General features: G+C 51.0%; 19 protein-coding genes, 1 tRNA gene and 1 pseudogene. 11 read left to right on the top strand and 10 right to left on the bottom strand.

The window, feature by feature from the left end:
* Positions 1-65 precede the first annotated feature (65 nt).
* Positions 66-512, bottom strand: coding sequence for a hypothetical protein (locus tag FCL47_RS05320; RefSeq protein ID WP_136812435.1), 447 nt, complete (start codon positions 510-512; stop codon positions 66-68).
* A 680-nt stretch (positions 513-1,192) separates the two neighbouring features.
* Between FCL47_RS05320 and FCL47_RS05315 the strand changes: the two genes are divergently transcribed.
* The 9 genes and pseudogenes from FCL47_RS05315 to glgB all read left to right on the top strand — a co-directional run bounded on the left by FCL47_RS05315 (position 1,193) and on the right by glgB (position 11,665).
* Positions 1,193-1,534: an IscA/HesB family protein gene (locus tag FCL47_RS05315; protein WP_136812434.1), complete on the top strand. Its 342-nt coding sequence runs from the start codon at positions 1,193-1,195 to the stop codon at positions 1,532-1,534.
* A gap of 93 nt (positions 1,535-1,627) precedes the next feature.
* Entirely contained in the window at positions 1,628-2,965 is a 1,338-nt protein-coding gene (locus tag FCL47_RS05310; RefSeq protein ID WP_136812433.1) for a (Fe-S)-binding protein, read from the top strand.
* Between the two features lie 46 nt (positions 2,966-3,011).
* Positions 3,012-3,105: transfer RNA gene (locus FCL47_RS24320), tRNA-OTHER, on the top strand.
* Positions 3,106-4,556: 1,451 nt separating this feature from the next.
* Positions 4,557-5,114: pseudogene (locus FCL47_RS25570) on the top strand (PTS transporter subunit EIIC); the annotation flags it as partial.
* 685 nt (positions 5,115-5,799) lie between these two features.
* Positions 5,800-6,729 carry a 1-phosphofructokinase gene (gene pfkB, locus FCL47_RS05295; RefSeq protein WP_136812432.1) on the top strand — a complete coding sequence of 310 codons (930 nt, stop codon included), beginning with the start codon at positions 5,800-5,802 and terminating at the stop codon, positions 6,727-6,729.
* Between the two features lie 242 nt (positions 6,730-6,971).
* Positions 6,972-7,994: a type I glyceraldehyde-3-phosphate dehydrogenase gene (gap, locus tag FCL47_RS05290; protein ID WP_136812431.1), complete on the top strand. Its 1,023-nt coding sequence runs from the start codon at positions 6,972-6,974 to the stop codon at positions 7,992-7,994.
* Between the two features lie 285 nt (positions 7,995-8,279).
* Positions 8,280-9,530 (top strand): glucose-1-phosphate adenylyltransferase, encoded by a 1,251-nt coding sequence (locus FCL47_RS05285; protein WP_205747231.1) that lies wholly within the window; start codon positions 8,280-8,282, stop codon positions 9,528-9,530.
* A gap of 28 nt (positions 9,531-9,558) precedes the next feature.
* Positions 9,559-9,708: a hypothetical protein gene (locus tag FCL47_RS24315; RefSeq protein WP_153306349.1), complete on the top strand. Its 150-nt coding sequence runs from the start codon at positions 9,559-9,561 to the stop codon at positions 9,706-9,708.
* 52 nt (positions 9,709-9,760) lie between these two features.
* Entirely contained in the window at positions 9,761-11,665 is a 1,905-nt protein-coding gene (gene glgB, locus FCL47_RS05280; protein WP_240744140.1) for a 1,4-alpha-glucan branching protein GlgB, read from the top strand.
* Between the two features lie 472 nt (positions 11,666-12,137).
* Here glgB and FCL47_RS05275 read toward each other — a convergent pair whose 3' ends face one another.
* Complete coding sequence (locus tag FCL47_RS05275; RefSeq protein WP_136812430.1) at positions 12,138-14,552, bottom strand: Lon protease family protein; 2,415 nt, start codon at positions 14,550-14,552, stop codon at positions 12,138-12,140.
* 538 nt (positions 14,553-15,090) lie between these two features.
* On the opposite strand from FCL47_RS05275, the gene FCL47_RS05270 reads away from it, so the two are divergent.
* Both FCL47_RS05270 and FCL47_RS05265 read left to right on the top strand, forming a co-directional pair.
* The gene (locus FCL47_RS05270) at positions 15,091-16,368 is read left to right on the top strand and encodes a double-cubane-cluster-containing anaerobic reductase (protein WP_136812429.1); all 1,278 of its coding nucleotides are present in this window, start codon (positions 15,091-15,093) and stop codon (positions 16,366-16,368) included.
* A gap of 18 nt (positions 16,369-16,386) precedes the next feature.
* Positions 16,387-17,151 carry an acyl-CoA dehydratase activase gene (locus FCL47_RS05265; protein WP_136812428.1) on the top strand — a complete coding sequence of 255 codons (765 nt, stop codon included), beginning with the start codon at positions 16,387-16,389 and terminating at the stop codon, positions 17,149-17,151.
* 128 nt (positions 17,152-17,279) lie between these two features.
* On the opposite strand, the gene FCL47_RS05260 is transcribed toward FCL47_RS05265, so the two are convergent.
* Genes FCL47_RS05260 through FCL47_RS05225 form a run of 8 tightly spaced genes read right to left on the bottom strand, consistent with a single transcriptional unit; the run spans position 17,280 to position 24,524 of the window.
* Positions 17,280-19,412 carry an FAD-dependent oxidoreductase gene (locus tag FCL47_RS05260; RefSeq protein WP_167496372.1) on the bottom strand — a complete coding sequence of 711 codons (2,133 nt, stop codon included), beginning with the start codon at positions 19,410-19,412 and terminating at the stop codon, positions 17,280-17,282.
* A gap of 22 nt (positions 19,413-19,434) precedes the next feature.
* Positions 19,435-20,007: an electron transport complex protein RnfA gene (locus tag FCL47_RS05255; protein WP_136812426.1), complete on the bottom strand. Its 573-nt coding sequence runs from the start codon at positions 20,005-20,007 to the stop codon at positions 19,435-19,437.
* Between the two features lie 11 nt (positions 20,008-20,018).
* Complete coding sequence (rsxE, locus tag FCL47_RS05250; protein ID WP_136812425.1) at positions 20,019-20,636, bottom strand: electron transport complex subunit RsxE; 618 nt, start codon at positions 20,634-20,636, stop codon at positions 20,019-20,021.
* 13 nt (positions 20,637-20,649) lie between these two features.
* Positions 20,650-21,237 carry an FMN-binding protein gene (locus FCL47_RS05245; protein ID WP_136812424.1) on the bottom strand — a complete coding sequence of 196 codons (588 nt, stop codon included), beginning with the start codon at positions 21,235-21,237 and terminating at the stop codon, positions 20,650-20,652.
* Positions 21,230-22,225: an RnfABCDGE type electron transport complex subunit D gene (locus FCL47_RS05240; RefSeq protein WP_136812423.1), complete on the bottom strand. Its 996-nt coding sequence runs from the start codon at positions 22,223-22,225 to the stop codon at positions 21,230-21,232. The genes FCL47_RS05245 and FCL47_RS05240 overlap by 8 nt, the downstream gene beginning before the upstream one ends.
* Positions 22,222-23,541, bottom strand: coding sequence for a 4Fe-4S dicluster domain-containing protein (locus FCL47_RS05235; RefSeq protein ID WP_136812422.1), 1,320 nt, complete (start codon positions 23,539-23,541; stop codon positions 22,222-22,224). The genes FCL47_RS05240 and FCL47_RS05235 overlap by 4 nt, the downstream gene beginning before the upstream one ends.
* 10 nt (positions 23,542-23,551) lie before the next feature.
* Entirely contained in the window at positions 23,552-24,058 is a 507-nt protein-coding gene (locus FCL47_RS05230; protein WP_136812421.1) for a cytochrome c3 family protein, read from the bottom strand.
* Entirely contained in the window at positions 24,048-24,524 is a 477-nt protein-coding gene (locus FCL47_RS05225; RefSeq protein ID WP_136812420.1) for a hypothetical protein, read from the bottom strand. The genes FCL47_RS05230 and FCL47_RS05225 overlap by 11 nt, the downstream gene beginning before the upstream one ends.
* Positions 24,525-24,694: the final 170 nt, after the last annotated feature.

Below are 24,694 nucleotides of genomic sequence, written 5' to 3'. Positions count from 1 at the left end.
CGGCCTCAGCGTCTTTACGCGTACCATGATTTCTCGCCATTGATTTTCGTCGGCCCCTGGGCCGGTTAGCGGTATAATCCCGGGAAAACCATTTTCAGCACTGCCTCATCAACTTTAGCGATAAGCTGCTGTTCGTACTCGTCCGATTCAAGTGTAGATTTTGGGGGGAGAGGTTCTGCGGGTTCATCGGTCGTATTTATTGCCTCGGTATCGATTATTTCAGAGAAATACAGGGAATCATCTTCACAGAAGCAGTCATAACGATGGGTTTCAATCCAGCGATCTGTCTGGTCGTGGCTGCCGACAAAAGTAATGAAAAGGTTATGACCATCTTTGACCGTGACAAGCCGATACCCGTGGCCAAGATCGTATTTAATACAATTTTTTAACCGGTATTCGCCCTTCTTGGTCCGTTTACAATTAATAACATCACTGCGCCACTTAGCTTGTCTGATACATTCTATAATTTCCAGATATTGTGATGCCGCCAAGGCACCTTGTCTGCCTCTCATACGTAATCTGTCAATGTATCTATCCATGTTTCTGGAAATATGCAGGTAACGCAACGCTTACAATCCTCCATTAAACGTATATGCAATGGCACTGATTCCGGACTAAACTGATATAAGATTCATCGTGAGTCTCAATATGTCAAATTCATAATTCCTATGTGTTGGGGAGCTGGAATTGGTCCGTCCTATGAAAGCGACCACGGACCGGCCGCCGTGCGCTAAACGACAGATTAAGGATCAAGTATTGACCAGGTATTTCTCATTATTTTATGTAGGGTGTGGTTAAGAAAATGACACGGAAGATACGTTTTCTTTCTTGAGAGCATTGACAACGATAATCACCATTGGCTGATTTCGAGCTCAGATTCGTTAGTCCGGTATCAACGGTATTTAAATAGGTATAACCTATACTTGAAATAGATAATATCGAAAACACCTTCTTGACTCCCGTTTGACATATTGATAGTCTGCATCCCTGAGAGTTCTGAGAGCTTCTGTGTTTTCCAGGAATCTTTCAGCAACTTTGTCTACAACCATCCGTCTTAACCAGTTTAACCTCGTGCAATGGGATACTTTGGAATACCCCTTGGGGGGACAAGCATTTCGGATTCAGTCTATTGCCAGGCTCACAGGCCGGAAAATATTCTGCAACGTACTAAATATAACAAAAAGGAAATGGCATGCTGGAAATTACTACTCAAGCTAATGAAAAACTAATCGAATATTTGCAGGCTAATAATATCTCATCTTCGCTCAGGGTTGCGGTGATGCAAGGTGGATGTTCTGGTCCCTCGCTTGGGTTGGCCCTGGATGAAGAAAAGCCGACAGATGAACTGTTCAAACGGCAAAACCTGACCTTCCTTGTTGAGAAGGACCTTTTGCAACAATGCGGCAGCATTAAAGTTGATTATGCCGAAGCGGGCAATCGTTCCGGATTTACCATCACTTCCACAAACCCGTTGCCTGATACAGGAGGTGGTTGCAGTTCCGGCTCCTGTGGTTCGGGCGGATGCGGCTGCTGATATTGCCTTCTCATCGGATCAAAAGGAAATTGTCCTGTCACGGGGGATAGCTGGGATAGGAAAAGACGGTGCCACAAATATCAAGGAACGACCATGGGCAAAGAACTGCGCATCAACTCAGCAAAACGCGAGACCTTTCTGGACAAAGTCCGTCAAGAATTGCCCAAAGGCGGTAATCTGAATCTTTGCCTGACCTGTGGTGCCTGTACCGCAGGCTGTCCAGCAACTGGCTTGCTGGATATGGATCCCCGCAAATTCCTGCGCATGGCCGCCATGGGCTTGGACGATGAGTTGAGCGCGAACAAATGGGTCTGGCTCTGCTCCATGTGTATGCGCTGTACATATGTTTGTCCGATGGAGATTAACATTGCCGGATTAATCATGGAAGGCCGCAGGCTCTTGTGGCCGCGGGAAGATCGACCTGGCGGTATCCTGAAATCCTGTGATATGGCCCTGAGAAATCCTAGCACCAGCGCTACGGGAACACCTCCGGATGATTTTCGTTATGTCATCGAGGATGTTCTGGAAGAAGTGCGCGGGACCCAACCCGGTTGGGAAAATCTTCAGGCTCCTATCGACAAACAGGGCGCCACATTTTTCCTCAGCCAGAATTCCCGGGAACCTGTGTCCTTACCCGATGAGATGGTACCCCTGTGGAAAATTCTGCATCTGGCCGGTGCCGATTGGACCTATGGCAGCACCGCCTGGGCCGGGGAAAATTACTGTATGTTCCTGGCGGATGACCCGGGTTGGCAGCAAATCACCACGGCGACGGTAAAAAAAGCCGAGGAACTTGGCTGTAAGGTCTACCTGAATACCGAATGCGGCCATTCGACATTTTCAGTCAACCAGGGAATCCGGCGGTTTCATATCCAGACTGATCTGGTTGTTAAGATAGTTGTTCATTATTACGCCAAGTGGATTCGAGAAGGAAGACTTAGGCCAAGCAGCGACTGGAATAACAAACTGAAGATGCGCTTCACCGTTCAGGACCCGTGCAACCAGGTGCGAAAGGAATACGGTGACGCCTATGCCGACGACCTGCGTTTTGTGGTCAAGAGCTGTGTCGGCGAGACAAACTTTATTGATATGATTCCAAATAAGTCGAATAACTATTGCTGCGGAGGTGGGGGTGGTTACCTGCAATCGGGGTTCAATGAGGAACGACATATCTATGGAAAAATAAAATTCGATCAAATAATGGCCACTGGCGCCAAATACTGCATCACTCCCTGCCACAACTGCCATGCCCAGATACACGATCTCGCCCATCATTTCGCTGGCGATTTTTATGTGAGTAATCTTTGGACCTTTCTCGCACTTTCCCTCGGTGTTTTGGGTGAAAACGAACGGGAGGACCTTTGCGACGACCTGAGGGATACCTGGCTGCCCGGGCAACCGAATACACCGAACCCGCTGGCTGGCAGGTAGTATGTTGATAGGCAAAAGATAGACGAAGCCAATCAATGGATACTCAGGCTGGTTAAGAGAGCCGGTGCTCTCCGCGGACTGCAAACCCGTTGAAGACTCTGAATCGGTCTTGTTCGGTTCAACTCCGAACCCAGCCTCCATAAAAGGAGAAAGTCTGAGATGGCTTGATCAAAGGGGATGACTTCTCACCTGTCGCCCCGATGTTTGCCAGCCCAGCTTAAGCCCCCTGATCATTAATTTTTCTTGTGATTTTTGACAGCCCCAAGACTGACGAACAATGAGTTTTGTTTTCAGAACAACTTCACGATTTGAACGCGTCGGACCCTGAATCCTCTTGACGAGAAGTCTTTATCAAGTCAGTTGCTGGCTTGATGCTGTGATCCTTTAAGGCACGTATACAGCCTTCGTGCGCAGACTTCCGATGGAACTTCCCGCGCCAAAGACCCCACCTATCCTTTGAAAACCGTGCTCAATTAAATGGCTTGTTATCGTGTAGGCCGTCTGAACATTATCAATGAGGCATTATCGACGTCCAAATTGTTTACATGGCGATCAATTGTAACTACCGGCATATTGAGAGAGGATATCTCGGTAAAATTTTCAATTCTATGCCGTGTCGGTGATAAAATAGCCCCGGCAACATTCTCATCGCGAAGGAGATTCAGGCAGGACTCTTCTTTTACCGCATTTTCATCCGTATTACAGAGTATCACAATATGAACCCTGTTCATGGGCTGTATCATCAACAGCAGGGCTGACGCGTTGAAAAAACGGGTTTTCGATATCGGAAACAACCAGCGGCTTTGGCAACATCTTTTATTTTAACCATGTGACTATCACTTTCCTAGTTGCGCCTGCTGTTACGCCTGTCACTGCCATGTAAACGTTTACATAACCTTGGTCAATTACACTTTTGCAACAGCTGGTATTAAAAAGAAAGACGTGCTGGTTTCCCGTTGCCTAGCCGGCACATTTTGCGTATCTCTACCTAAAATGGCTAATAATATGTATCAATGCTATTGATAACCCGGACAGGTGTAAATATAATGCACGAAGGATCGGCCCCGTTGGGAAAGATTGATCTGAGCGTTCCGGACAAATGGCTGTCAATGCATCCTTGTTCGCAGTTTGTCTCGGATACATCTCACAGCATATCGTGTAATCGTTTACTGTGAAAAATGACAAATATGAGAAATCAAGGCAAAAATATTTGCATAATTTTAACAAATAATTTCTGAATAAATATAATATAAACAAATGCATAAAAAGTTGAGTTTATTAACTCGCAAGTTCACATTAAAAAGAACGGAAAAAGTGTTTGACATATAATATGTAAACGTTTACATTTAGTGTGAGTGCTCAGTGCGTCGGTTTTTCAGACTGAAAGGGGGCACGCCAGATTACCTTCTGTAAGTACAGCGCTTGGCCAACTCACACCAACCCATTCAACAAGGAGGCCTTGAAATGAAAGAGACAGTTCAAGGAATTGCCGGTTTGTGGCCGGGATAATCTCCCTTCCGACATTGGTACTTTTAACACCCGAGATTTGACTGCGGATAATTTAATAACCATGTATCTGCGAGGGAGGCTTATGTCCGGTAATACTTTGAAAGTAGGTGTCCAGTCATTTGGCAGGTTCCTGAGCGGTATGGTAATGCCCAACATTGGTGCTTTTATCGCTTGGGGCTTGATTACTGCGATGTTTATACCAACCGGTTGGTTGCCGAATGAAAAATTAGCGTCACTGGTTGGTCCCATAATTACCTACTTGCTGCCGCTTTTGATTGGTTATACCGGTGGTAAGATTGTTGGTGGTGACCGTGGGGCCGTAGCAGGAGCCGTTACGACGATGGGGGTCATTGTCGGCAGTGGTATTCCGATGTTTATGGGAGCGATGATTGCGGGTCCACTGGGAGGTTTGGCGATAACGAAATTTGATCAGAAAGTTCACGGGAAAATCAAACCTGGATTTGAAATGCTGGTCAACAATTTCTCGCTCGGCGTCATCTCCATGCTGGTTGCCTTAATTGCCTACGCAGTCATTGGCCCGCTCGTTTCTATAGTTACCAAGGCACTGGCGTCAGGGGTGGGGTGGATTGTGCACATGTCTCTCTTGCCTTTGGTGTCAATCATTGTTGAACCTGCAAAAGGTCAAATGCACGTGCAGAGAGCCATCGAGCTTCCCAACGGGCCGAGCAAGGTGATCGCCACCGAGGTCAGTGACCTGAGGCTGGCCGCTCTTAAGGAGCGGTTTGGTCCCCTGGCAGTCAGGAATAATTGTGAACTGTTGACCTTTAATCCCCAGACGAGTGAAAAATCACTCCATGATTTTGTCATGGAAATCACCGGCGGACAGGGTGCCGAGGATGTTGTGGTCAGCGTACCAATTGCCGCGGTGATGGCCGAGGCGGATACCTTGATGCACAAGGATGGCATGCTGGTCTTTTTTGCCGGTGTTCCGAACGGAACAATGGCCCATTTAAACCTGAGCTCAGTGTATATGAGCAATGCCCAATACACCGGTACTTCCGGGCTCAGCCTCAACGATCAGTTTCAGGTGTTGGACCAGGCCGCAAAGGGAAGCCTGAATCCAGGCCGTAGCGTTGGAGCTATTGGCGGCATGAATGCCGCCAGAGAGGGGATCCAGGCGATGATTGACGGCCGGTATGCCGGCAAGATTATTATTTTCCCGCAAATCCCCGATCTGCCGCTGATAGGGCTTGATGAACTCCACGAAATTCACCCCGATATCGCCGAAAAACTTGAACCCGGCAACATGTGGACGGTTGAGGCGGAGGAAGCGCTTTTTGAAAAATACTGGAAAGGATGAGAACATGATATTCACGGTAACGCTCAATCCAGCAGTTGACCGGGAAATGACGGTTGACCGGATCGCCTTTGATACTGTGCTGCGCGCCTCGGATTGGCGGGTAGACTGCGGCGGCAAAGGGTTTAATGTTGCCCGGATGCTGAAGTCACTTGGCATTTCGAGTGTGGCGCTCGGTTTTGCCGCCGGTAAAAGTGGGGAACTGCTGAACGATAAGCTCCAGGCGTTGGGAATTGAAACCGATTTTGTCTGGGTTCTGGGAGAAACCCGTACCAATGTCTCCATTGTCAGCAGCGAAGATGGACACTACGTAAAGGTCAATGAGCCGGGGCCGACCATCACTGAAGCCGATCTTGCGCAATTGGCACAAAAGATACGCGATCGGGTCCATGCCGGAGACTGGTGGGTACTGGCCGGCAGTCTGCCTCCCGGGGTGCCGCCAACCTACTATACTGAGCTCATTGCCATCATCCAGTCGGCTGGGGCAAAAGTATTCTTAGATACCAGCGATGAGGCCCTGCGCCTGAACTGCGAGGCCAAGCCCCAGCTGGTTAAACCAAATGATGAAGAAGCGCACGCACTGACCGGACTTCCAGTCAGCACGCCTGCAGAGATAGCCGCAGTTGGCAGGGCAATCGCGGCTATGGGTCCTGGCAGCGTCATTATCTCTCTTGGCAAAGAGGGCGCCGTACTGGTCGATAAAGACAAGGCGTGGCTGGCGGCCAGTCCCACAATAGTTGCGGCCAACCCGATTGGGGCAGGGGATTCCATGGTTGCTGGAGTTGTCTGGGGTCTCAGCCAGGGGGATAGCATGCAGGATGCCCTGTGCAAAGGAATTGCCTGCGGGGCGGCAACCGCGAGCCAGAAAGGGACATCGGTTGGCTCCCTTCGGCAGGTAAACGAGTTGTTGGCACAGGTTCAACTGAGAGAAGTATAACCGGTTGCCTACGTTTTGCTGTTCGGCCTGGTTTTTTATAGAATGATTGAGGGTATCCCCCACACTGCACTACCTCCGATGAGCCTTCCGCTGTTGAGGGATGGGGACACGTCGAGCCAGGTTATCATCAGACGATGCTGAAAGGGGGGTAAATAATGAAAATCATGACGGTGCGGGGCAGCGCCGGAAAAGCTTGAAACGATGCAAAATTTGTTAAAAAGTGAAGTCTTAGGAGAATAGAAATGACAATCCGTATAGCAATAAATGGTTTTGGAAGAATAGGGAAACTCTCATTTAGAAAAATCTTTGGCGATGATCGTTTTGAGGTTGTGGCAATCAACGATTTAACAGAGCCAAAGATGCTTGCTCACCTTCTGAAGTATGACAGTGTACAGGGGCATTACTCAGGCCATACTGTCGCTTATGGGGAGGATTCTCTTATCATTGACGGCAAGGAAATCAGAGTTTACAAAGATCCGGACCCGAAGAATCTTCCTTGGGGCGCCCTTGGGGTGGACATTGTTTTAGAATGTACCGGATTTTTCTGCTCAAAGGCCAAGAGTCAGGCGCATATTGATGCAGGTGCAAAGCGGGTTCTTATTTCAGCTCCTGCAGGCAATGACCTTCCAACCATTGTTTATGGCGTAAATCATCATACCCTGAAAAATGAGGATCTCATTGTCTCTGGTGCTTCCTGTACAACCAATTGCCTCGCTCCTATGGCAAAGGTGTTGAATAATTACCGCGAGTTGCGAACAGGCTTCATGACCACGATTCATGCATATACGGGTGACCAGATGATTATTGATGGACCACACCGTAAAGGTGACTTGCGTCGTGCAAGAGCCGGTGCAATCAACATTGTGCCTAATTCAACCGGTGCTGCGAAAGCGATCGGTCTTGTCATTCCTGAACTTGCCGGAAAGCTGATCGGCTCCGCACAACGCGTCCCGGTTCCTTCTGGCTCCATCACTATCCTCGATGCGACGTTAAAAGATGAGACCGATTCTGTAACTGTTGAGGGGATCAATGAAGTAATGAAAAAGGCTTCCGATGAATCCTTTGGATATTCTGACGAAGAGCTGGTCTCAAGCGACACAATTGGTATGAGTTACGGCTCGCTTTTTGATTCTACGCAAACACTCGCACAACGTTGTGGCACCAATATTTATGAGGTGAGGGTGGTCGCCTGGTATGACAATGAAATGAGCTATGTCAGTCAATTAATCAGAACATTGGACCATTTGGGAAAGTTAATGAAATAAGCACACACATGCATCACTGTGATTACCACTAAAGTTCAGCTTAGAAGGTTAGAGGGATATGAGGTGCCCTTTGCACGGGACGCCATAAACCCATCCCTGGGGGCTTGACCGCAGCCATCCAGGCTGCGGAACACCCGAGCAAAGGGCACCTCATATCCCCATACAGCTGAGGTTGAGTGGTAATCACATTAATCAATGAAGTAGCAGGTCAAATACCAACCGGCTTGGCAGTGCTGGCGCTGTAAACAGTCCGGAAAAAACCTTTTATAGAGATATAAGGTGGCGATGATGATGAACAATGTTTTGGGATTAATTATGGGTGGGGGACGAGGAACCCGACTCTTTCCGCTCACCCAGAAACGGTCGAAACCGGCAGTGCCTTTTGCGGGCAAGTATCGATTGATTGATGTTCCCATCAGCAACTGTATGCATTCCGGCATCGAAAAGATTGCGATTCTGACTCAGTTCAATTCTGTCTCGTTACATCGGCATATTTTCCGGACCTATCGGCGAGATATGTTTACGGATGGCTGGGTCCAGATATGGGCAGCCGAACAAACACCGAAAAGCACCGGCTGGTACCAGGGAACCGCCGATGCGGTTCGGCAGCAGCTGGTGGAGATAAAAAGCTCGGGTACCAAATATGTTCTCATCCTGGCCGGCGACCATCTTTACAGGATGGACTATCGTAAATTTGTCCAATACCACGTTGACACAAAGGCAGATATTACCCTGGCGGTTCAACCGGTAGACGCCAGGGATGCCTCATCTTTCGGTATTCTCAAGCGGAGTCAAGACGGCGATATCGTCCGCTTTACTGAAAAACCGCCTGCTGATATTCTGGGTGATCTGGCAAGCAGACCCGGTTCAGATAAACCATTCATGGCTTCGATGGGGATCTATGTGTTTTCCACCGATCTGCTCTCTGAGTTACTATCTGCGCCGGGTGACGATTTTGGCAACGATATAATCCCTGAAGCCATGCTTAATCATCGGGTGAAGGGATATGTGTTCGATGGGTATTGGGCCGATATTGGTACGATTCGCCGCTTCTACGAGGTAAGTCTGGAGCTGGCGACCACCCGGCACTTTGAGCTGAACAATCCTTCTCAGCCCATTTACACCAATGCTCGCTTTCTGCCTCCCACCGAACTCCAGGGAGCGACTCTTTCTCAGGTTCTACTTGCAGAAGGGTGCAATATCGGCAATGCTGAGATCAGCAACTCGGTAGTAGGTATCCGGAGCGTTATTGGTTCGGATGTGGTTGTTCGCGACACGGTCATGATGGGGGCAGACTATTATGAAACCGACGAACAGCGTGCAGAAAACAGGCAGTTAGGCCGACCTGATATCGGGGTTGGCAACGGCTCAATAATCGAGAGTGCAATTCTTGACTCGAAAGCCCGGATTGGTCGGAATGTCCATATTCGTTGCCTGCCTGACCGCCCCGATTCCGATGATGAAAACTGGGTTGTCCGGGATGGCTTGGTGGTCGTCCCGAAGAGTGCGATAATTCCCGATAATACCGTGATCTGATTTATGGTGTTATAAAGGGAGAGCATCAATGGAAGTATTTCCGAATCAAATGCGCTTTCTGAACTGCCTGGCCATCGATCACCTCTACCTGATGGGCGGTGTTGGCCACGCACCAGCGGGGGAGGTACTCCCTTCATTAGTGAAAGGGCACAATTTTTTGTCGGCACTAACCCCGTAAACGTGCACTGCGTGACGGAGTTTCTGGAGTAAAGCACAGAAAGGAGAGAGTCTTGAAGACCACAACCATATTAACCGATTTTGATCACTACCTGATGGGCGAAGGAAGCCACGAACGAACCTTTGAAAAAATGGGGGCTCATCTGGTGGAATTGAATGGCGAAAAAGGGGTGCATTTTGCCGTCTGGGCTCCTAATGCTCGCCAGGTTTTCCTTATTGGTGATTTTAATCAGTGGCATGGTAAAAGCCATCCGCTCAGTTCCAGTGACAGCGGCATCTGGACCTTGTTTGTGCCGGGCTTGACCGAGAACGCAGTATATAAATATCGGGTTGTGAGTCAGGCTGGGGAAAGTTTTGATAAGGCAGACCCCTATGGTTTTGCTATGGAGCAACGTCCCAGAACTGCATCAGTGGTAGCGGATCTGGACCGGTATCAATGGACTGACAAGGATTGGATCAGTCGTCGCGGCGAACAGCAGGGACTGGACTGCCCTATAGCCATCTATGAGGTACACTTAAGCTCCTGGCGCAAGGTTGCCGACGAGAAGTGGGGCTCTCGATACTTGACGTACCGTGAACTGGCCGATGCGCTCATCCCTTATGTGGTCGGGATGGGCTACACGCATCTTGAGTTGCTGCCCATAGCTGAGTATCCTTTTGATGCTTCTTGGGGGTACCAGGTGATGGGCTTTTACGCGCCCAGCAGTCGATTTGGCACTCCGGAGGATTTGATGTATTTCATTGACATGTGTCACCGGAATCATCTGGGGGTCATCCTCGATTGGGTTCCTGCCCACTTCCCCAAGGATGGTGCCGGCCTCAACTTTTTTGACGGCACCCATCTCTATGCCCACACAGATCCACGCCAGGGGGAACATCAGGACTGGGGAACCATGATCTTTAATTACGGGCGAAATGAGGTCCGGGCATTTCTTATTTCTAACGCGTTATTCTGGATAGAAAAATATCACTTTGACGGTTTACGGGTTGATGCTGTAGCCTCCATGCTGTACCTCGATTACTCGCGCGAAGATGGGCAGTGGCTTCCAAACAAATTTGGAGGGCGGGAAAATTTAGAAGCGATAAGCTTTTTACGCAAGATGAATGAGGTTGTTCACGGTGTATTTCCTGGAGTGTTGACCATGGCAGAGGAGTCAACCTCATGGCCGATGGTGTCCCGGCCTACCTATACTGGCGGCCTCGGGTTTAGCCTTAAATGGAATATGGGCTGGATGCACGATACCCTCGGCTATATGAGCCGAGATCCGATCCATCGTAAATATCACCAGAATGATATGACCTTTGGTTTGCTCTATGCGTTCAGTGAAAACTTCATCTTGCCCCTATCCCACGACGAGGTGGTACACGGCAAAGGCTCGCTGCTTACCAGAATGCCAGGGGATGAATGGCAGAAATTTGCCAACTTGCGGGCCTACTATGGCTTTATGTGGGCCCATCCAGGAAAAAAATTATTGTTCATGGGTTGTGAGTTTGGCCAGTGGCAGGAGTGGAACTTCGACACGAGTCTGGAATGGGCGGCACTCGATGCTCCTAATCATCAGGGTTTGCAAAGAGCTGTCCGGGATTTGAACCAGCTCTACAAAAAAGAACCCGCTCTCTATGAAAACGACTTTGAAGCAAGTGGTTTTGAGTGGATAGACGCCAGCGACACCGACAACAACGTACTGTCGTTCATCCGCAAAGCAAAAAACAGCGATGAGTTCCTGCTCATCGTCTCCAATTTTACACCGGTTCCCTGGCAGGGGTATCGGATTGGCGTGCCAGAGCCAGGATATTATCGTGAGCTCTTCAATAGTGATTCTGTCAGCTATTGGGGAAGCAACATGGGCAACGATGGGGGCAAGGCCACCGATTTGATACCGATGCACGGGCATTCCCAGTCGCTATCGCTGGTATTGCCACCGCTTTCAACCATCATGCTTAAATTAAAAACCTGAATATAACCCAATGGTTATTTTTCATTCTGAAACGAGTCATTTTGTTCTCAATCCAGGCGTTCGATACATTTAACCGCCGGCATATAGTCGATATTCCGGGGGGTAATTTTTGGTTAGTGTATCGTTCTTTTTATGCAATGTGATTGCCACTACACCTCAGCTATATGGGGATATGAAGTGCCCTTTGCACGGGACGCCATAAACCCATCCCTGGGGGCTTGACCGCAGCCATCCAGGCTGCGGAACACCCGTGCAAAGGGCACCTCATATCCCTCTGGACCTTCCAAGCTGAACTTTAGTGGTAATCACATTATGAAAAGCCCGCGCTGCAATAAAGAGGGCCGAGACTGCCAGCCTCGATCCTGCGCACTATTTGAGAGAACCGTCGCGATAGCGCCTGTTAGGCAACGAGCTGCACATATTTATGATCGAGAGCGGCCCCACCTGTTGTCCATCTTTTCCAGGCTCGGCTTCAATGCGAACGCTTGCGCACCTTCCTGTTGGGTTGCGAGGCCTGACAAGCCTTGCGGTAAGTCAGCAGGGTTTTCTGGGCAAGGCCCAACGCGCTGTCGCGCGGAAAAACGCCGCTGTTGTCAGCGCAGCCCGCTGCCACGCCGGTGAGCAGTTCCAGGCCTTCGGTCACGTGCTCCGCCGTATGGATATGAAACAGGCCCCGGGCGACTGCTTCAAGTATCTGGCGGTCGAGCATCAAATGGCGACGGTTGCGATGCGGAATCAGCACACCCTGGCTGCCGTTGAGCCCGGCTGTGGCGCAGATATGGAAATAGCCTTCGATTTTTTCATTGATGCCGCCCACCGGGAGCACATCGCCGTGCAGGTTGAGCGCACCGGTCACAGCGATGCCCTGCTTGATCGGCAGGCCGGAAAGTGACGAGAGCAATGCATACAATTCGGCGCAGGAGGCAGAGTCGCCCTCGACGCCTCTGTATTCCTGTTCGAATACAATGGCGGCATTGAGCGCCAGAGGGGCATTGTGGGCAAACAGTGCGGAAAGATAGCTGTGCAGGATGAGCACGCCCTTGTCATGGACAGGACCGGACATTGCAACCTCGCGCTCGATGTTGATCAGTCCATCCTCACCGGCATAGGTGCGCGCGGTGACGCGTATCGGAAAGCCGAACCGGTGATCCCCCAGATCCACTACGGTCAAGCCGTTAAGCTGGCCCACCTGCTCGCCATGCAGGGAGATCACCACATCGCCTTCAGTGATGGCTTCGCGCATCCGCTGCTCAGGATAGTCATGGCGCAGTTTGCGTGCGGCCAGTGCCGCATCGATATCTGTCGCATCAACCAGACAAACGTCTTTTTTTCGGCACAGAACAGCACTTTCCATTATCAACGCCTTGATGTGGCCGAAGATGGCACTTTGGCGGGTGCGGTCTTCTACTTCGCGATGCCCTTGTTCCAGCAGGCGGGCGACCGCGCCTGCGGTAAACTGTGGCAGGCCAAGTTTCTGGCAGGTTTGGGCGACAAAGATAGCCGAGGCGTGATGTGTCTCGGCGTTGGCGGCAAATCTATCGGCAAAATCCACTTTAACGCGGAAGCGGCGGGCAAACTCGGGATCGCCCTCCTGCAGCTCGTAATACAGGTCGCGGGAGCCGATCAGGATAATCTTTACCGTGGCATCAACCGCTTCGGGAACAAGTGAAACCGCCGCAATCGGAGCGAAGGCCATGCCCGGCTCTTCAATCTGCAGGCGACCGCTGCGAAAAAAACGCCGCAGCTTTTCCCACACCAGAGCGTCAGTAAGCAGGTCCTGCAGGTGCAGCAGCAGAAAACCCCCATGCGCCTTGTGCAGGCTGCCTGCACGAATGCGGGAAAAGCCTGTGACCAGCACGTCGCTTTCGGTTTGATATTCGATGCTGCCGAACAGGGAGCGGAACAGGGGATTGTCTTCAACGATCACCGGTGCGCCATGCAAACTGCCGTTGTCCACGGCCAGATTAACCTGGTAGTGGGACAGTACCTTGTTTAACGTCGCTTTGGGCAACTCGTCGTCACTTTCCGTCGCTTTGAATACGTCCAGGTTGTCGAGCAGGTCGTTCATGACCTGATCCAGATAGGCGTCGATTTTGGCCGGATCCCTAATTTCCAGAGAGGTGCGGATTTTTTGCAATTCGCGTTTCAGCAGCGGCGTGACCATCTTTTGGCGCAATGCCGTAAGGGCCTCGTTCATCGCCCGTTCCATGGGGCGGGTTTTCTCAAAATACCGGTTGATTTCGACGATCAGTTCCTTCTTTGCCTGGGCAATATCGGCCCGGCGTTCCTTCGGCAGCGAAAGCATTTCATCCTCGGTCATGGCGTGACCTTTCTTGCCGCACAGGGTGAAGAGTATCTGATTGGATTCCCGGTGCATCCTGAAATGTCGTGCTTCGCCAAAGGTTTCAAGCGCAGCGAAGGCCTTGGATTCTTCCTCGTTGTAGGACGTCTCTATACGTTCGCTTTCCAGTTTGAAATCTGGTCCATTAAGCTGGAGGGGAATTTCCGTCAACAGTGCCTTTATCATGCGTGCCATATACTGCCGGAGTAAACGACCTTGGCCAGCGGGCAGGCGCACTGCGCGGGGATGCTCCGGTGCGTCGAAGTTGTGCAAAAAACACAAATCCGGCGGGGTGGGCAGTTTGGCGGCTGCTTCCTGCATCGCCTGTTTCAGAAGGGAAGAACGGCCGCTGCCGACTTCACCCAGCACGAACAGGTTATAGTCCGTCTGGTCCATTTCAAGGCCGAAACGCGCGGCGACTTCCGCGCGGTGCTGGCCAATCCAGGGCAACTTCTTGTCCAGTAATTCCGAAGTGTCGACGAAGCCCAGGGTGTCGGGATTGACGGTGAGGCGAAGTTCGGCAACGGTGAGTTTCGAGATGGGCATAGGCGGTGCGATGATAAGCTGATAAAAAAAGCTTTCAGGCGAAGAGGAAGGGGGGAAAGGTCAGAGTGAACCGTCAGAATCAGGGCCCATCGGGAATCTGCAGTCGCCTTGACGACTGTCTTGCTCACCACAATCTCCGCCAACATAGAGCATCGAAGGCGAACTAATTCAATATACGTTAAAAAATAGAAAGTTAGAAGTCAATGACTTTTCAGGTTATTGCCTGAAGAGCGAGTGCCGCAAGTCTCAGCTGGAGCTGAAAGGGGCCCGGCCTGCCACATCTATTGAGACTAAATACTTCGACATGCAGGTGGGGGAGGCGCTGAAAAGTCCTGAATCCCAGCTGCAGCATTGGAAATTGTAATGATATTTTCTTTTTACATAGGAATTTCCAGTTGGACATATAATTACATTCTCTTTTATATGGCCTGGCAGTCTGGACCGATGCGTGTCTGCTGCATCGTGTTATTACATTACAGAGATGAAGGCGTTTTGCACTGAGGACACCTTTGCAATGTGCAAAAATAAGGAGAGAGAGATGGGAGAAGACTATCGTTTGATGTGGCAGGAACTGGGACTTGATCTTGAAGCCCACGATGCGCTGCTTGGAGTTCTGGGTCAGGCATACGGAGATATTTACCTGGCCCAGAAAAACAGGCCTCTGGGCATGTCGTATTTTGATTTCGTGATGAGTGAGGTGCACGGTCTGCGGATCAGGGAGCTGCTGGACGAGAAAAAGGCCGGACGAAAAATTATCGGTTCCTACTGTGTCTTCGTCCCGGAAGAAATCGCCCTTGCCGCCAATGCAACCCTGGTCGGTTTATGCTCGGGTGCGGATTTTGCTGTAGAGGAAGTGGAAAGGCTGCTGCCGAGAAACACCTGCGCCCTGATTAAATCGTCCTTCGGATTTAAGATCGGCAAGGTCTGCCCATACCTGGAAAGTGCCGACATGGTGGTTGGCGAAAATACCTGCGACGGCAAAAAAAAGGCATACGAGATTCTTGGAAAGATGGTGGAGAACCTTTATGTGATGGATCTACCCCAGGTTAAATCGGAGCACGGCAAAGGGTTGCTGAAGGCGGAGTATTATCGGTTCAAAAAAGCTGTTGAGCAGCTCACCGGGATAGCTGTAACAGCCGAAAGCCTCAAACAAGCAATACAGACCGTCAATGCCAAGCGGGCTGCGATCCATCGTCTGTCTGCCCTTCGCAAAGCCGACCCCGCCCCCATTTCAGGACTGGATGCGCTGCTTGCCAATCAGGTCTTTTTTTATGATAATCCAGCGCGTTTTACGGAGTCCGTCAACAAGATCTGCGACGAACTGGAGCAGAGAGTTGAGGCCCATCAGGGCGTCTTCCCTGAACGCACGCCGCGCATCCTCATCTCCGGCTGCCCACAGGCTGTGCCGAACTGGAAGCTGCCGATGATTATTGAAACTTCCGGGGCGGTTATTGTCGGAGAAGAATCCTGTGTCGGGGAACGCGGTACCCGCAATCTTACCAGTGAGACTGGCTCTACAATAGACGAAATGATGGAAAGTCTGGTCGATCGCTACTTTAAGGTGGATTGTGCCATCTTTACTCCTAATTCGGAGCGACTGGATCATATCAAGGAAATGGCGGCAGCATACAAGGCCGACGGTGTTATCCATTACGGCTTGCAGTTCTGCCAGCCCTACCTCATGGAATCCATCCCTGTTGAGAATGCCCTTGAAGAGGAAGGTATACCCTGTCTGCGAATAGACACCGACTATTCGATGGAGGATGTCGGGCAGTTGAAGACTCGTGTCGAGGCGTTTATTGAGCAGCTGAGATAACCAGCGGAGTGACCGAATATGCGATATGCAGGCATTGATATTGGTTCCCGGACCATAGAACTGGTGGTTGTGGATGATCGGGGCGTGGCACAGGACAGCCTGCAGGCTGATACCGGTTTCGATCCTATCGTGCAGGCCAAAAAACTGTTAAGTGAAGTGAGTTTCGACCATATAACCGCCACAGGCTATGGGAGGAATCTTTTTGAAGTAGCCTTCGATTCGCCTACGGTTACAGAGATCAAGGCCCATGCCACCGGAGCATGGGCTCTGTTTCCTGGAGTTTTCGGAGTTCTCGATATCGGCGGGCAGGACAGTAAGGCGATGTCTCTGCTTAATAACGGAAGAGTGAAAAAGTTTGAAATGAACGACCGTTGTGCTGCGGGGACCGGAAAATTCCTTGAGATTATGGCCAGGAGCCTGGGCTACGATATTGATGCCTTCGGTCCCGAGGCAATGCTTGCCGAGAGCTATCTCAACATTTCCTCCATGTGTACGGTTTTTGCGGAGTCGGAGGTGACATCGCTCATTGCCAAAGGGGAGGGCAGGCGTGAAATTGCCCGGGGACTCCATGAAAGCGTGGTTCGAAGGGCGGCCGCCATGGTCAACCGGGCCGCCGGCAAGGGGGGGGATATTGTATTTACCGGAGGTGTCGCAAAAAATCCGTGCATTGTCAGGTCGTTGGCGGAAAAACTCGGGTGCAGGGTGTTCATCCCGGACGATCCCCAGGCGGTGGGTGCGTTTGGCGCCGCCCTGCTGACAATGCAGGCGCATGGTGGTCAATAACAGACAAAAGGGCGTGGACGAATCGCCGGTTGTCTTCCCTTTATGTCTTTCTTCCTTTGAGATTGCAGCCGCTGCGGAAAAGCTCTCCGATGCTGCTTTGGGTTGTACCCCAAAGCAGCAGAAAACTGTCAGCCTGCAACGGTATCTTTTTCTTTTTCCACGATGTGTGGTTCGTTCGGGCAGGAGGTTGCGGTACGTGTTTCGGATGAAGGCAACTCATCCTGATCATAACAGTAGATACCGCAATTCAGGCAGCGTCCGGCTTCAGACCGACATTGCTCCTCGCTAATAGTCCCTTCCACTTCCCGGAAATCGCCGATGCGTTCCTGGACAGGAATCATCGGTTTGACTGCCCGGGTTGCAATCTGCTTAACATTAGTCAACGAATCGACCATTGCAGGTGGCATCATCTCACGCTGTCTATCTTCGATAGGTGGGATTTCACCGGTAGTAATGTAATAATGAATAGATCTGGCAGCAAATCTACCGCTTGCCACCGCTTCGACCAGAAGGCGTGGACCGGTAAAGCAGTCACCCCCGGCAAATACCCCGGGGATGTTGGTCTGTAATGTCTCTTCGTCCGCATCGATGGTGCTGAAGCGGGTTTTTTCTATCCCGTCAGCTTCGACAATGGCATCGAGGTCTGCCGCCTGGCCAACGGCCTGAATAACCACATCACACGGAATGATTTCTTTTGATCCTTCAATCGGGGTAACGTCGGGCATTCCGCCTGGGTTGGCCTTCAGGGTTACCTGTTCAACTTCAATTCCGGTTAATTGGTTGTCTTCACCGATAAAGCGTACCGGAGAAAGGAGACAACGCATGGTAACGCCTTCATTTTCAGCATCGGTGATTTCATGCGGATTGGCCTCCATCAACTCCCGTGAGAAGCGGAAGATAAGGATAACTTTAGATGCGCCTGCTCGCAGTGCGGAACGGGCGCAATCCATTGCCACGTTGCCAGCGCCGATGATGACAAAGCGCTGGCCGGTGATGATTTCCTCCTCGGTATGAAAACGCCGGAGGTAATCAATACCACTGTAAATTCCGGGTAATTCTTTGCCCTCAAACGGCAGCAAGCGTCCATGCCATAAGCCTATGGCAAGATATACCGCCTCAAAGCCAACCGCTTTCAGAGACCTGATGGTGATATCTTTACCAAGGGCAACGCCAGTGTGGGCTTTAACACCGAGTTCCAGTACGCCGTCAATGTCCCAGTTGTACTGCTCTTCAGATAACCGATATTCAGGGATCCCGTAAAGTGGCATCCCGCCGAGTTTCGGCATCATTTCAAAAATCTCAACCCGATGACCGAGGCGGGCCAGGTAATATGCAGCGGCAAGACCGGAAGGCCCCCCGCCGACAATTGCGACTCTATGGCCGGTATCCGGGGCAACGGGTACTTTCAATCTCTCGCCGCTTTCCCGTTCCCAGTCAGCGAGGAAACGTTTGACGGCATTGATGGCAAGCGAATCATCCTGAAGTTGCCGACGACATTCAGTACCACATAACTCGGGACAAACACGCCCCGTAGCTATTGCCAGTGGATTGTTGGCCTTGACGGTCAACAGGGCCGCGGCATACTCACCTTTTCTGGCGTGAGCGAGATATTTGGGAATGTTGATCTGTGCCGGGCAACGCTGTCTGCATGGTGACAGACATTGGGTATACTGGTTCCAGTGCAGGATTTTAGTCTGCTCGCCAACCAGCGAGATGATCCCTTTCGGACAGGCGGCAACGCAGCTTCCGCAGCCAACGCAGCGTTCCGGGTCAAAAACGGGAAGACCGGTTGCCGAACTCATCTGGATTGCCCCGAACTTGCAGGCATTCCTGCACGAACCCATTCCGAGACAGCCGTTTTCGCAGCGGATAAAACCATGGTACAGCTGTAAGGCTGCCCGGCAATCCTGAAGACCTGAATAGTTGTATTTGCGTGCGGCACGGTAACCGCCTTCGCAGGTTGCGCAGGCAAGTGTCGGTTCAGCACCCGTCACATCATAGCCGAGGAAGGTACCGACAGCTTCTGCGGCTTCGTTGCCGCCAACCACGCAAGAGTTAACCGGGATTTCTCCCTTCACCATTGCCTCGGCAGCTGAACTGCATCCTGCCTGTCCGCAGCCGCCGCAATTGGCGCCGGGCAGTAAATCTACTACGGCCTCTATTCGTGGATCTTCTTCGACGTAAAAAACTCTTGCTGCTATGCCCAGAATGATAGCCGCTACAAAGGCGATTCCGACGAGCAGGAGTATTGGTGCAGTCACAATAGTTCTCCTTTTTTCCCTGTTAGGCCATTCCCTTAAAGCCCATAAAAGCAAGGGCCATGATGCCGGCGGTTATCAGCGCGATGGAAGTACCCTGCAAACTTTCCGGTACCGCCGATATCTGCAGTCGTTCACGATGACCGGCAAAAAGAACCAGAGCTAAACCATATCCAACAGCACTGGTGCAGGCAAAAACCAGCATTTCAATAAACGGCAGTTGTTTCTTGGCGATGAGCAGCGCAATGCCCATAACAGCACAGTTCGTGGTAATCAGGGGAAGATAGACACCGAGTGCATTGTAGAGCGTTCTGCTCATTTTTTTCATGATAATTTCAACAAGTTGAACCAGTGAAGCGATTATCAGAATAAAGGTCAGCGTCTGCAGAAACTCCAGACCGTATGGCCGTAACACATAGGTGGAAACCATCCAGGTGAAGGTTGCCGCAAGAACACTGACAAATATGACTGCAGCAGCCATGCCGAGTGCCGTTTCCAGTTTCTTTGATACGCCAAGAAACGGACAATTGCCTAGATACTGGGCGAGCAGAATATTGTTAACAAAGGTAGCTGAGATAGCCAGATAGACGAGATCCATATGAATTTCCTTTATCCCTGTATGAATTTTTCACCGCGCCAGCGGGAGAAGAGATTTTGCAGAGCAAGCAGAGTGCCGATAGTCATAAATGCTCCCGGAGCCGATACCAGAAAAGACATCGGCTCGAATGCTTCTCCAAACACCAGGTGCCCGAACCATGTTCCTGCCCCGAATATTTCCCGCAGGGAACCAATGAGAGTCAGTGAGATGGCGTATCCGACACCAACACTGAACCCGTCTACCATGGAAATGAACGGGGGATTCTTGGATGCAAAAGCTTCTGCGCGACCAAGAACGATACAGTTCACCACAATCAGGGGAATATAAATGCCAAGTTGCTCTGAAAGCGGGAAAAAGAAGGCTTTCATGAGAATTTCCACAATGGAAACAAGGGTGGCAATGACGACGATATAGGAGGCGATGCGCACCTTGGCAGGAATAACATTCCTGAGACTTGAGATGGCACCATTGGAGAGGGTCACAACAAACGCCGTAGCCAGCCCCATTCCAAGGCCGTTCTCTGCGGACATGGTCACCGCAAGCGATGGGCATAAACCAAGAACTAAACGGAACGGTGGTATACGTTTCCACAGTCCGGCGGTCAAGACATCAGTAAATTTTTGTTGCATTTGTATAATCCTCTTAACGCTCTGCGATCAATTTGAGAATTTCAGCTTTTCTCTCACGGACAAAATCCAGTGCACTGTTGGTGCCATTGACAGCGGCCCTGGAGGTTGTCGAGGCGCCACTGATAGCATCGATTGCGCCGCCATCAGCAGTCAGTGCTACAGGAGTATCGATAGGTAAGCCCTGCCATTGGCGGCGAAAGGCAATCTCGACGATGCGAGCGCCCAGACCCGGGGTTTCGCTATGGCTCACCACCTCGATCCCTGTCTGCCGTTCCTTGATAAGATCAATACCGACCATAAGCTTAAGGTCACCCCCAAAGCCGCCTTTTCCTATGGCCTCGATGGCCAGAGTCGAGACGACCTTATCCTGAAGGGTATAGAAAACCGGGATGCCGACACCATCTACATCAATGACAACCTTGTTGCCAAGGACATCTTTGGCAGGCTTGTGAAACAGCCGCTCTAATGCCGGGCCACGCACATAAAGGTCAATTTGCGCGTCAACACGGGGGCCTAACTGAATATTAGCCGTGGTGAGTGCTGCGGCGGAAAAACCGGCGATTACCGAGAGCACCACGACCATCCGAATTATCTCAGACATCTTCAGCTCCCTTAATCTTAGGTTTGATCATGTCCATGAGCGGTGAACAGAGATTGAGTAAGAGGATTGCATACGCAATACCATCGATATGCTGCGAGTAGCCCCTGATGAGGATCAGCAGCACACCGCCAAGAATTCCGTAGAGCAGCATGGGGGTTCTGTTTACCGGGGAAGTGGTGTGGTCGGTGATAAGAAAGAAGCCCATGAAGACCGTTCCGCCGCTGAGGAGATAAAATACCGGAGTGGCAAAAACGTCAGGATTGGTAAGGTGTAGTATCGTCGCGGAGCCGATTAAACCAATGAGGAACCCAACCGGCAGCTGCCACTGGATTTCGCGCGCCAATAGCAGAAAGATCCCGCCGAGGAGTATGAACAGCACCATGCCGTTAGCGGTCCCGGCGACCTGGTGGCCAACAAGAAGATCGAACCAGGTATATTGCCCCTCGGCTGATGCGCCCAATGTTTTTAACAGACGCATGGGTTCGATCATCGTAACTGACCAATCGATATTTTTCAGCGCATCGGTGTTATCCATGCGGCCGGGCCATGAGAGTTGCAGGATGGCCAGGCTCAGCACCGCCGGATGCGCCGGATGTGCACCAATTCCGCCAAAAAACTTTTTGCCCACAATCACCATGAAGAAGCATCCGATCATGATTAACCACCATGGTGCATTGAGTGGCAGCATAAAACCGAGCAGCAGGGCCAGAACAATGCTGCTCCAGTTGGAGGTGAGGTCTCGTGATGGGGCCAGTTTTTCCGCCAGGAGGTCAAAGCCTACGGAGAAGCAGACACAGAGGCCGAATACGCGGAGGGCTGCCGGGCCGAAAAAATACAGGCTTGCAAGCATGGCCGGAATAAGGGCAATTACCCAGCACTGCTGGATTTGCGCTATTCCCGATCCATGCCGGTAATGGGGGCCTACAGCGACATCGAGCAGTGGTTTCTTTGCCGGTGTAGGTAGCTGGACTATTTTGAGTTCTTTCATGGATTGCCTCCGTCGGTCCAGTTGAAACGCTCGCCGTGACTCATTTCATGATTGCAGAAATGCAGGAGCTGGACGATAGGTCGCTCCGCCGGGCATACATGGGCGCATAAACCGCACTCGTGGCATGCTTCCGGGTGCAATTCTGCTGTGGAATCGAGTCTGCCGAATTCAATCATTCGATTGAGCATGTGCACCTGGATATTTACCGGACACACCCTGGTGCATCGACCGCAGAAAATACACGGTGCGATGGCGTCGAACGGCTTGACGTCGCTGGTGATGAGAAATATACCGTTGTTGTAGGTAATAGGCGTCTTGTCTGAATACTGCGCAAACCCCATCATGGGGCCACCTACAATCTGACGGGTATAGTCCGAGGCGTTCAGGCCCTGGCTGGCGAGTATATGTCTGAGAGACGTTCCGAGTGGAAACCTGACAGTCACTGCCTTGTCTATACCTTCACCGCTTATGGTCAGGCACTTCTGCATAAAGGGGGAAACGCCATCAAGTGCGTCCACTGTTGCCAGCACATATTCCAGATCCATCACGGCTATCCCGTGGGAACGATAGCTCTCCCGGCTTGGAATGCGGCGGCCTAAAAGCTTGGCGACAACCTCTCTCTCAATACGGGCGGAATAATTATCCGGCAGAAAGGCGAGTTCAGCCAGCTGGGAAAATCTCGGCTCGGCCCATAAACGCAGATGCTCTGGAACGGTAAGCCAGAGACGGACATCTGGCAGCAAGGTCCGGATTCGTTGCAGCCCGTCGGCAACCTTTTCAGCTTCCTGCTGCAGGAGCAGCTGGGAGGTGAGCACCGTAGTTTCCTGCCTGACACCGGTAATGATGACCGATTTTATTGAGGGAATGTCCTCTATTGCCCCTTCACTATAGTCACGGCCGCTAAACGTCCAGGGTGGGTTGACTCCGGCGGCACGCATTCTGGCAACAACGGCTTCCTTATCAGTGGCAGCTACCGGGCCGTCGAAAATTTCTTCGGGAGACAGTGGCTGACCGCCGTCGTTTTCTATGACGATGGCTGGAGAATGGATGCTTTGCGCGGTCCAGACGGAGGTCATATTTCGGACGGTTCCGCTGATGGTAGCGAATGCGCAATTACCGAGTCGTGATTTGCCGATGACCTGACCTTTGCGGACCGTTTCTCCTGCTTCCACGGTGGGGAAATAGCGTACACGGCCGGGATAATCGAGGGGAACAACCACACGATCCGGGTCCTCAACCTGACGGATTACCGGGTCATAATCCGATACGCCCGGCAGTATCGGCGATTTTTTGATTAGCTTCAACAATCCTTGCATGACAACATTCTCATCGTAAGTGGCAAGCCGCGCAGAGTAGCTCGCCGTTGGCTGTGGTGAATTTTTCCGGAGAGTTTTTCAGGTGGCAATCTGAACAATTCTTGTGGTAAGCGCTGGATACGGATATCGGGGTATGACAGCCCAGACAGCTGTGATCCTCGATCTCCAGATATTCCTCATGCTCCATCATATCGGAGGTATAGCTGTCATCGTGGCATGTGATACAAGCGAGCGTCTTTGTTTCACTTGCCTGGACGCCTGGGTGACACTCCCGACATGAGCCGGCCTCGTTTTCGGTTTTAATGTTATGATGGCAGGTGACACATGAATCAGCTAACTGGCCGTGTGCTCCGTGATCAAAGAGTACGGCGCCGGCCGTATTCTTGAAATAAAGCCGATCTGTTTTATTGGTTTTGCCTTTAACCATGCAGCCGATAACGACGGCACAAATCGCAATGATCACTGCGACCGTTAATGACCGGGTCCAGTTTTTTCGGCCCCGTATGTTACCACTCATGACTATTCCTTAAAATAAGTCGTTCATTGTCCTCTTCACTCATCGTGTACCAGCGGCATGAACGACGAATGCAGACGATGAGTTTTAGCTTTATCGAGTTGGAGACCGAGACATTGAAGCCCATAAGCTTGCATGCATCCTCTTTGCAGAGCAGGCCGGGCTGAATGAGGGATGTATGGCAATGCGGACATCGTACATCGGACAGTTCCTCATCGTCCTCTACCTGTATGGTGCTTTCCCGGTCCAGAACATTCAGATAAGGCGAAACCTTACTGATTCCGACCTGTCCCTGATTGTTGATGATTTCAAAAACAGCCTTGTCATCCTCATTGAGTGGTTGTGCACAATGGGGACACCAACAATTGAGATAGGTGCCTTGTTTGATTTGGGATCTCTCCATAAGTGGGCGGGATTCCCATAGTTCTTCTTCCCAACGAGTTGGCGTACGTGTACCTTTGTCTTTCATCTGGAACTCCCTGGATGCAGTGTTTTTTGATAATGCTTGGTGGATACCGGTAACTGAATACTATGCAGGTGTGACTGAATGCGAAGCAGCTAAGTGGTAAGGAGTTGATATGCAATCCACTCTCTTTGGGCCCAGCAAATAAATCAAATAAAACAATACGTTAGATACAT

The sequence above is a fragment of the Desulfopila sp. IMCC35006 genome, from assembly GCF_005116645.1.
Lineage (GTDB): Bacteria > Desulfobacterota > Desulfobulbia > Desulfobulbales > Desulfocapsaceae > Desulforhopalus_A.
The sequence above is the reverse complement of the archived record's forward strand: the minus strand, read 5'-3'. Positions and strand labels throughout refer to the sequence as shown.

Coding starts and splice junctions, on each gene's coding strand:
- FCL47_RS05230 (WP_136812421.1), bottom strand. CDS start 24,058: ATGAGTGGTAACATACGGGGCCGAAAAAACTGGACCCGGTCATTAACG.
- FCL47_RS05255 (WP_136812426.1), bottom strand. CDS start 20,007: ATGGATCTCGTCTATCTGGCTATCTCAGCTACCTTTGTTAACAATATT.
- FCL47_RS05285 (WP_205747231.1), top strand. CDS start 8,280: ATGATGATGAACAATGTTTTGGGATTAATTATGGGTGGGGGACGAGGA.
- FCL47_RS05275 (WP_136812430.1), bottom strand. CDS start 14,552: ATGCCCATCTCGAAACTCACCGTTGCCGAACTTCGCCTCACCGTCAAT.
- FCL47_RS05240 (WP_136812423.1), bottom strand. CDS start 22,225: ATGAAAGAACTCAAAATAGTCCAGCTACCTACACCGGCAAAGAAACCA.
- FCL47_RS05225 (WP_136812420.1), bottom strand. CDS start 24,524: ATGAAAGACAAAGGTACACGTACGCCAACTCGTTGGGAAGAAGAACTA.
- rsxE (WP_136812425.1), bottom strand. CDS start 20,636: ATGCAACAAAAATTTACTGATGTCTTGACCGCCGGACTGTGGAAACGT.
- pfkB (WP_136812432.1), top strand. CDS start 5,800: ATGATATTCACGGTAACGCTCAATCCAGCAGTTGACCGGGAAATGACG.
- FCL47_RS05245 (WP_136812424.1), bottom strand. CDS start 21,237: ATGTCTGAGATAATTCGGATGGTCGTGGTGCTCTCGGTAATCGCCGGT.
- FCL47_RS05265 (WP_136812428.1), top strand. CDS start 16,387: ATGCGATATGCAGGCATTGATATTGGTTCCCGGACCATAGAACTGGTG.
- gap (WP_136812431.1), top strand. CDS start 6,972: ATGACAATCCGTATAGCAATAAATGGTTTTGGAAGAATAGGGAAACTC.
- FCL47_RS05310 (WP_136812433.1), top strand. CDS start 1,628: ATGGGCAAAGAACTGCGCATCAACTCAGCAAAACGCGAGACCTTTCTG.
- FCL47_RS05235 (WP_136812422.1), bottom strand. CDS start 23,541: ATGCAAGGATTGTTGAAGCTAATCAAAAAATCGCCGATACTGCCGGGC.
- FCL47_RS05270 (WP_136812429.1), top strand. CDS start 15,091: ATGGGAGAAGACTATCGTTTGATGTGGCAGGAACTGGGACTTGATCTT.
- FCL47_RS24315 (WP_153306349.1), top strand. CDS start 9,559: ATGGAAGTATTTCCGAATCAAATGCGCTTTCTGAACTGCCTGGCCATC.
- FCL47_RS05320 (WP_136812435.1), bottom strand. CDS start 512: ATGAGAGGCAGACAAGGTGCCTTGGCGGCATCACAATATCTGGAAATT.
- FCL47_RS05315 (WP_136812434.1), top strand. CDS start 1,193: ATGCTGGAAATTACTACTCAAGCTAATGAAAAACTAATCGAATATTTG.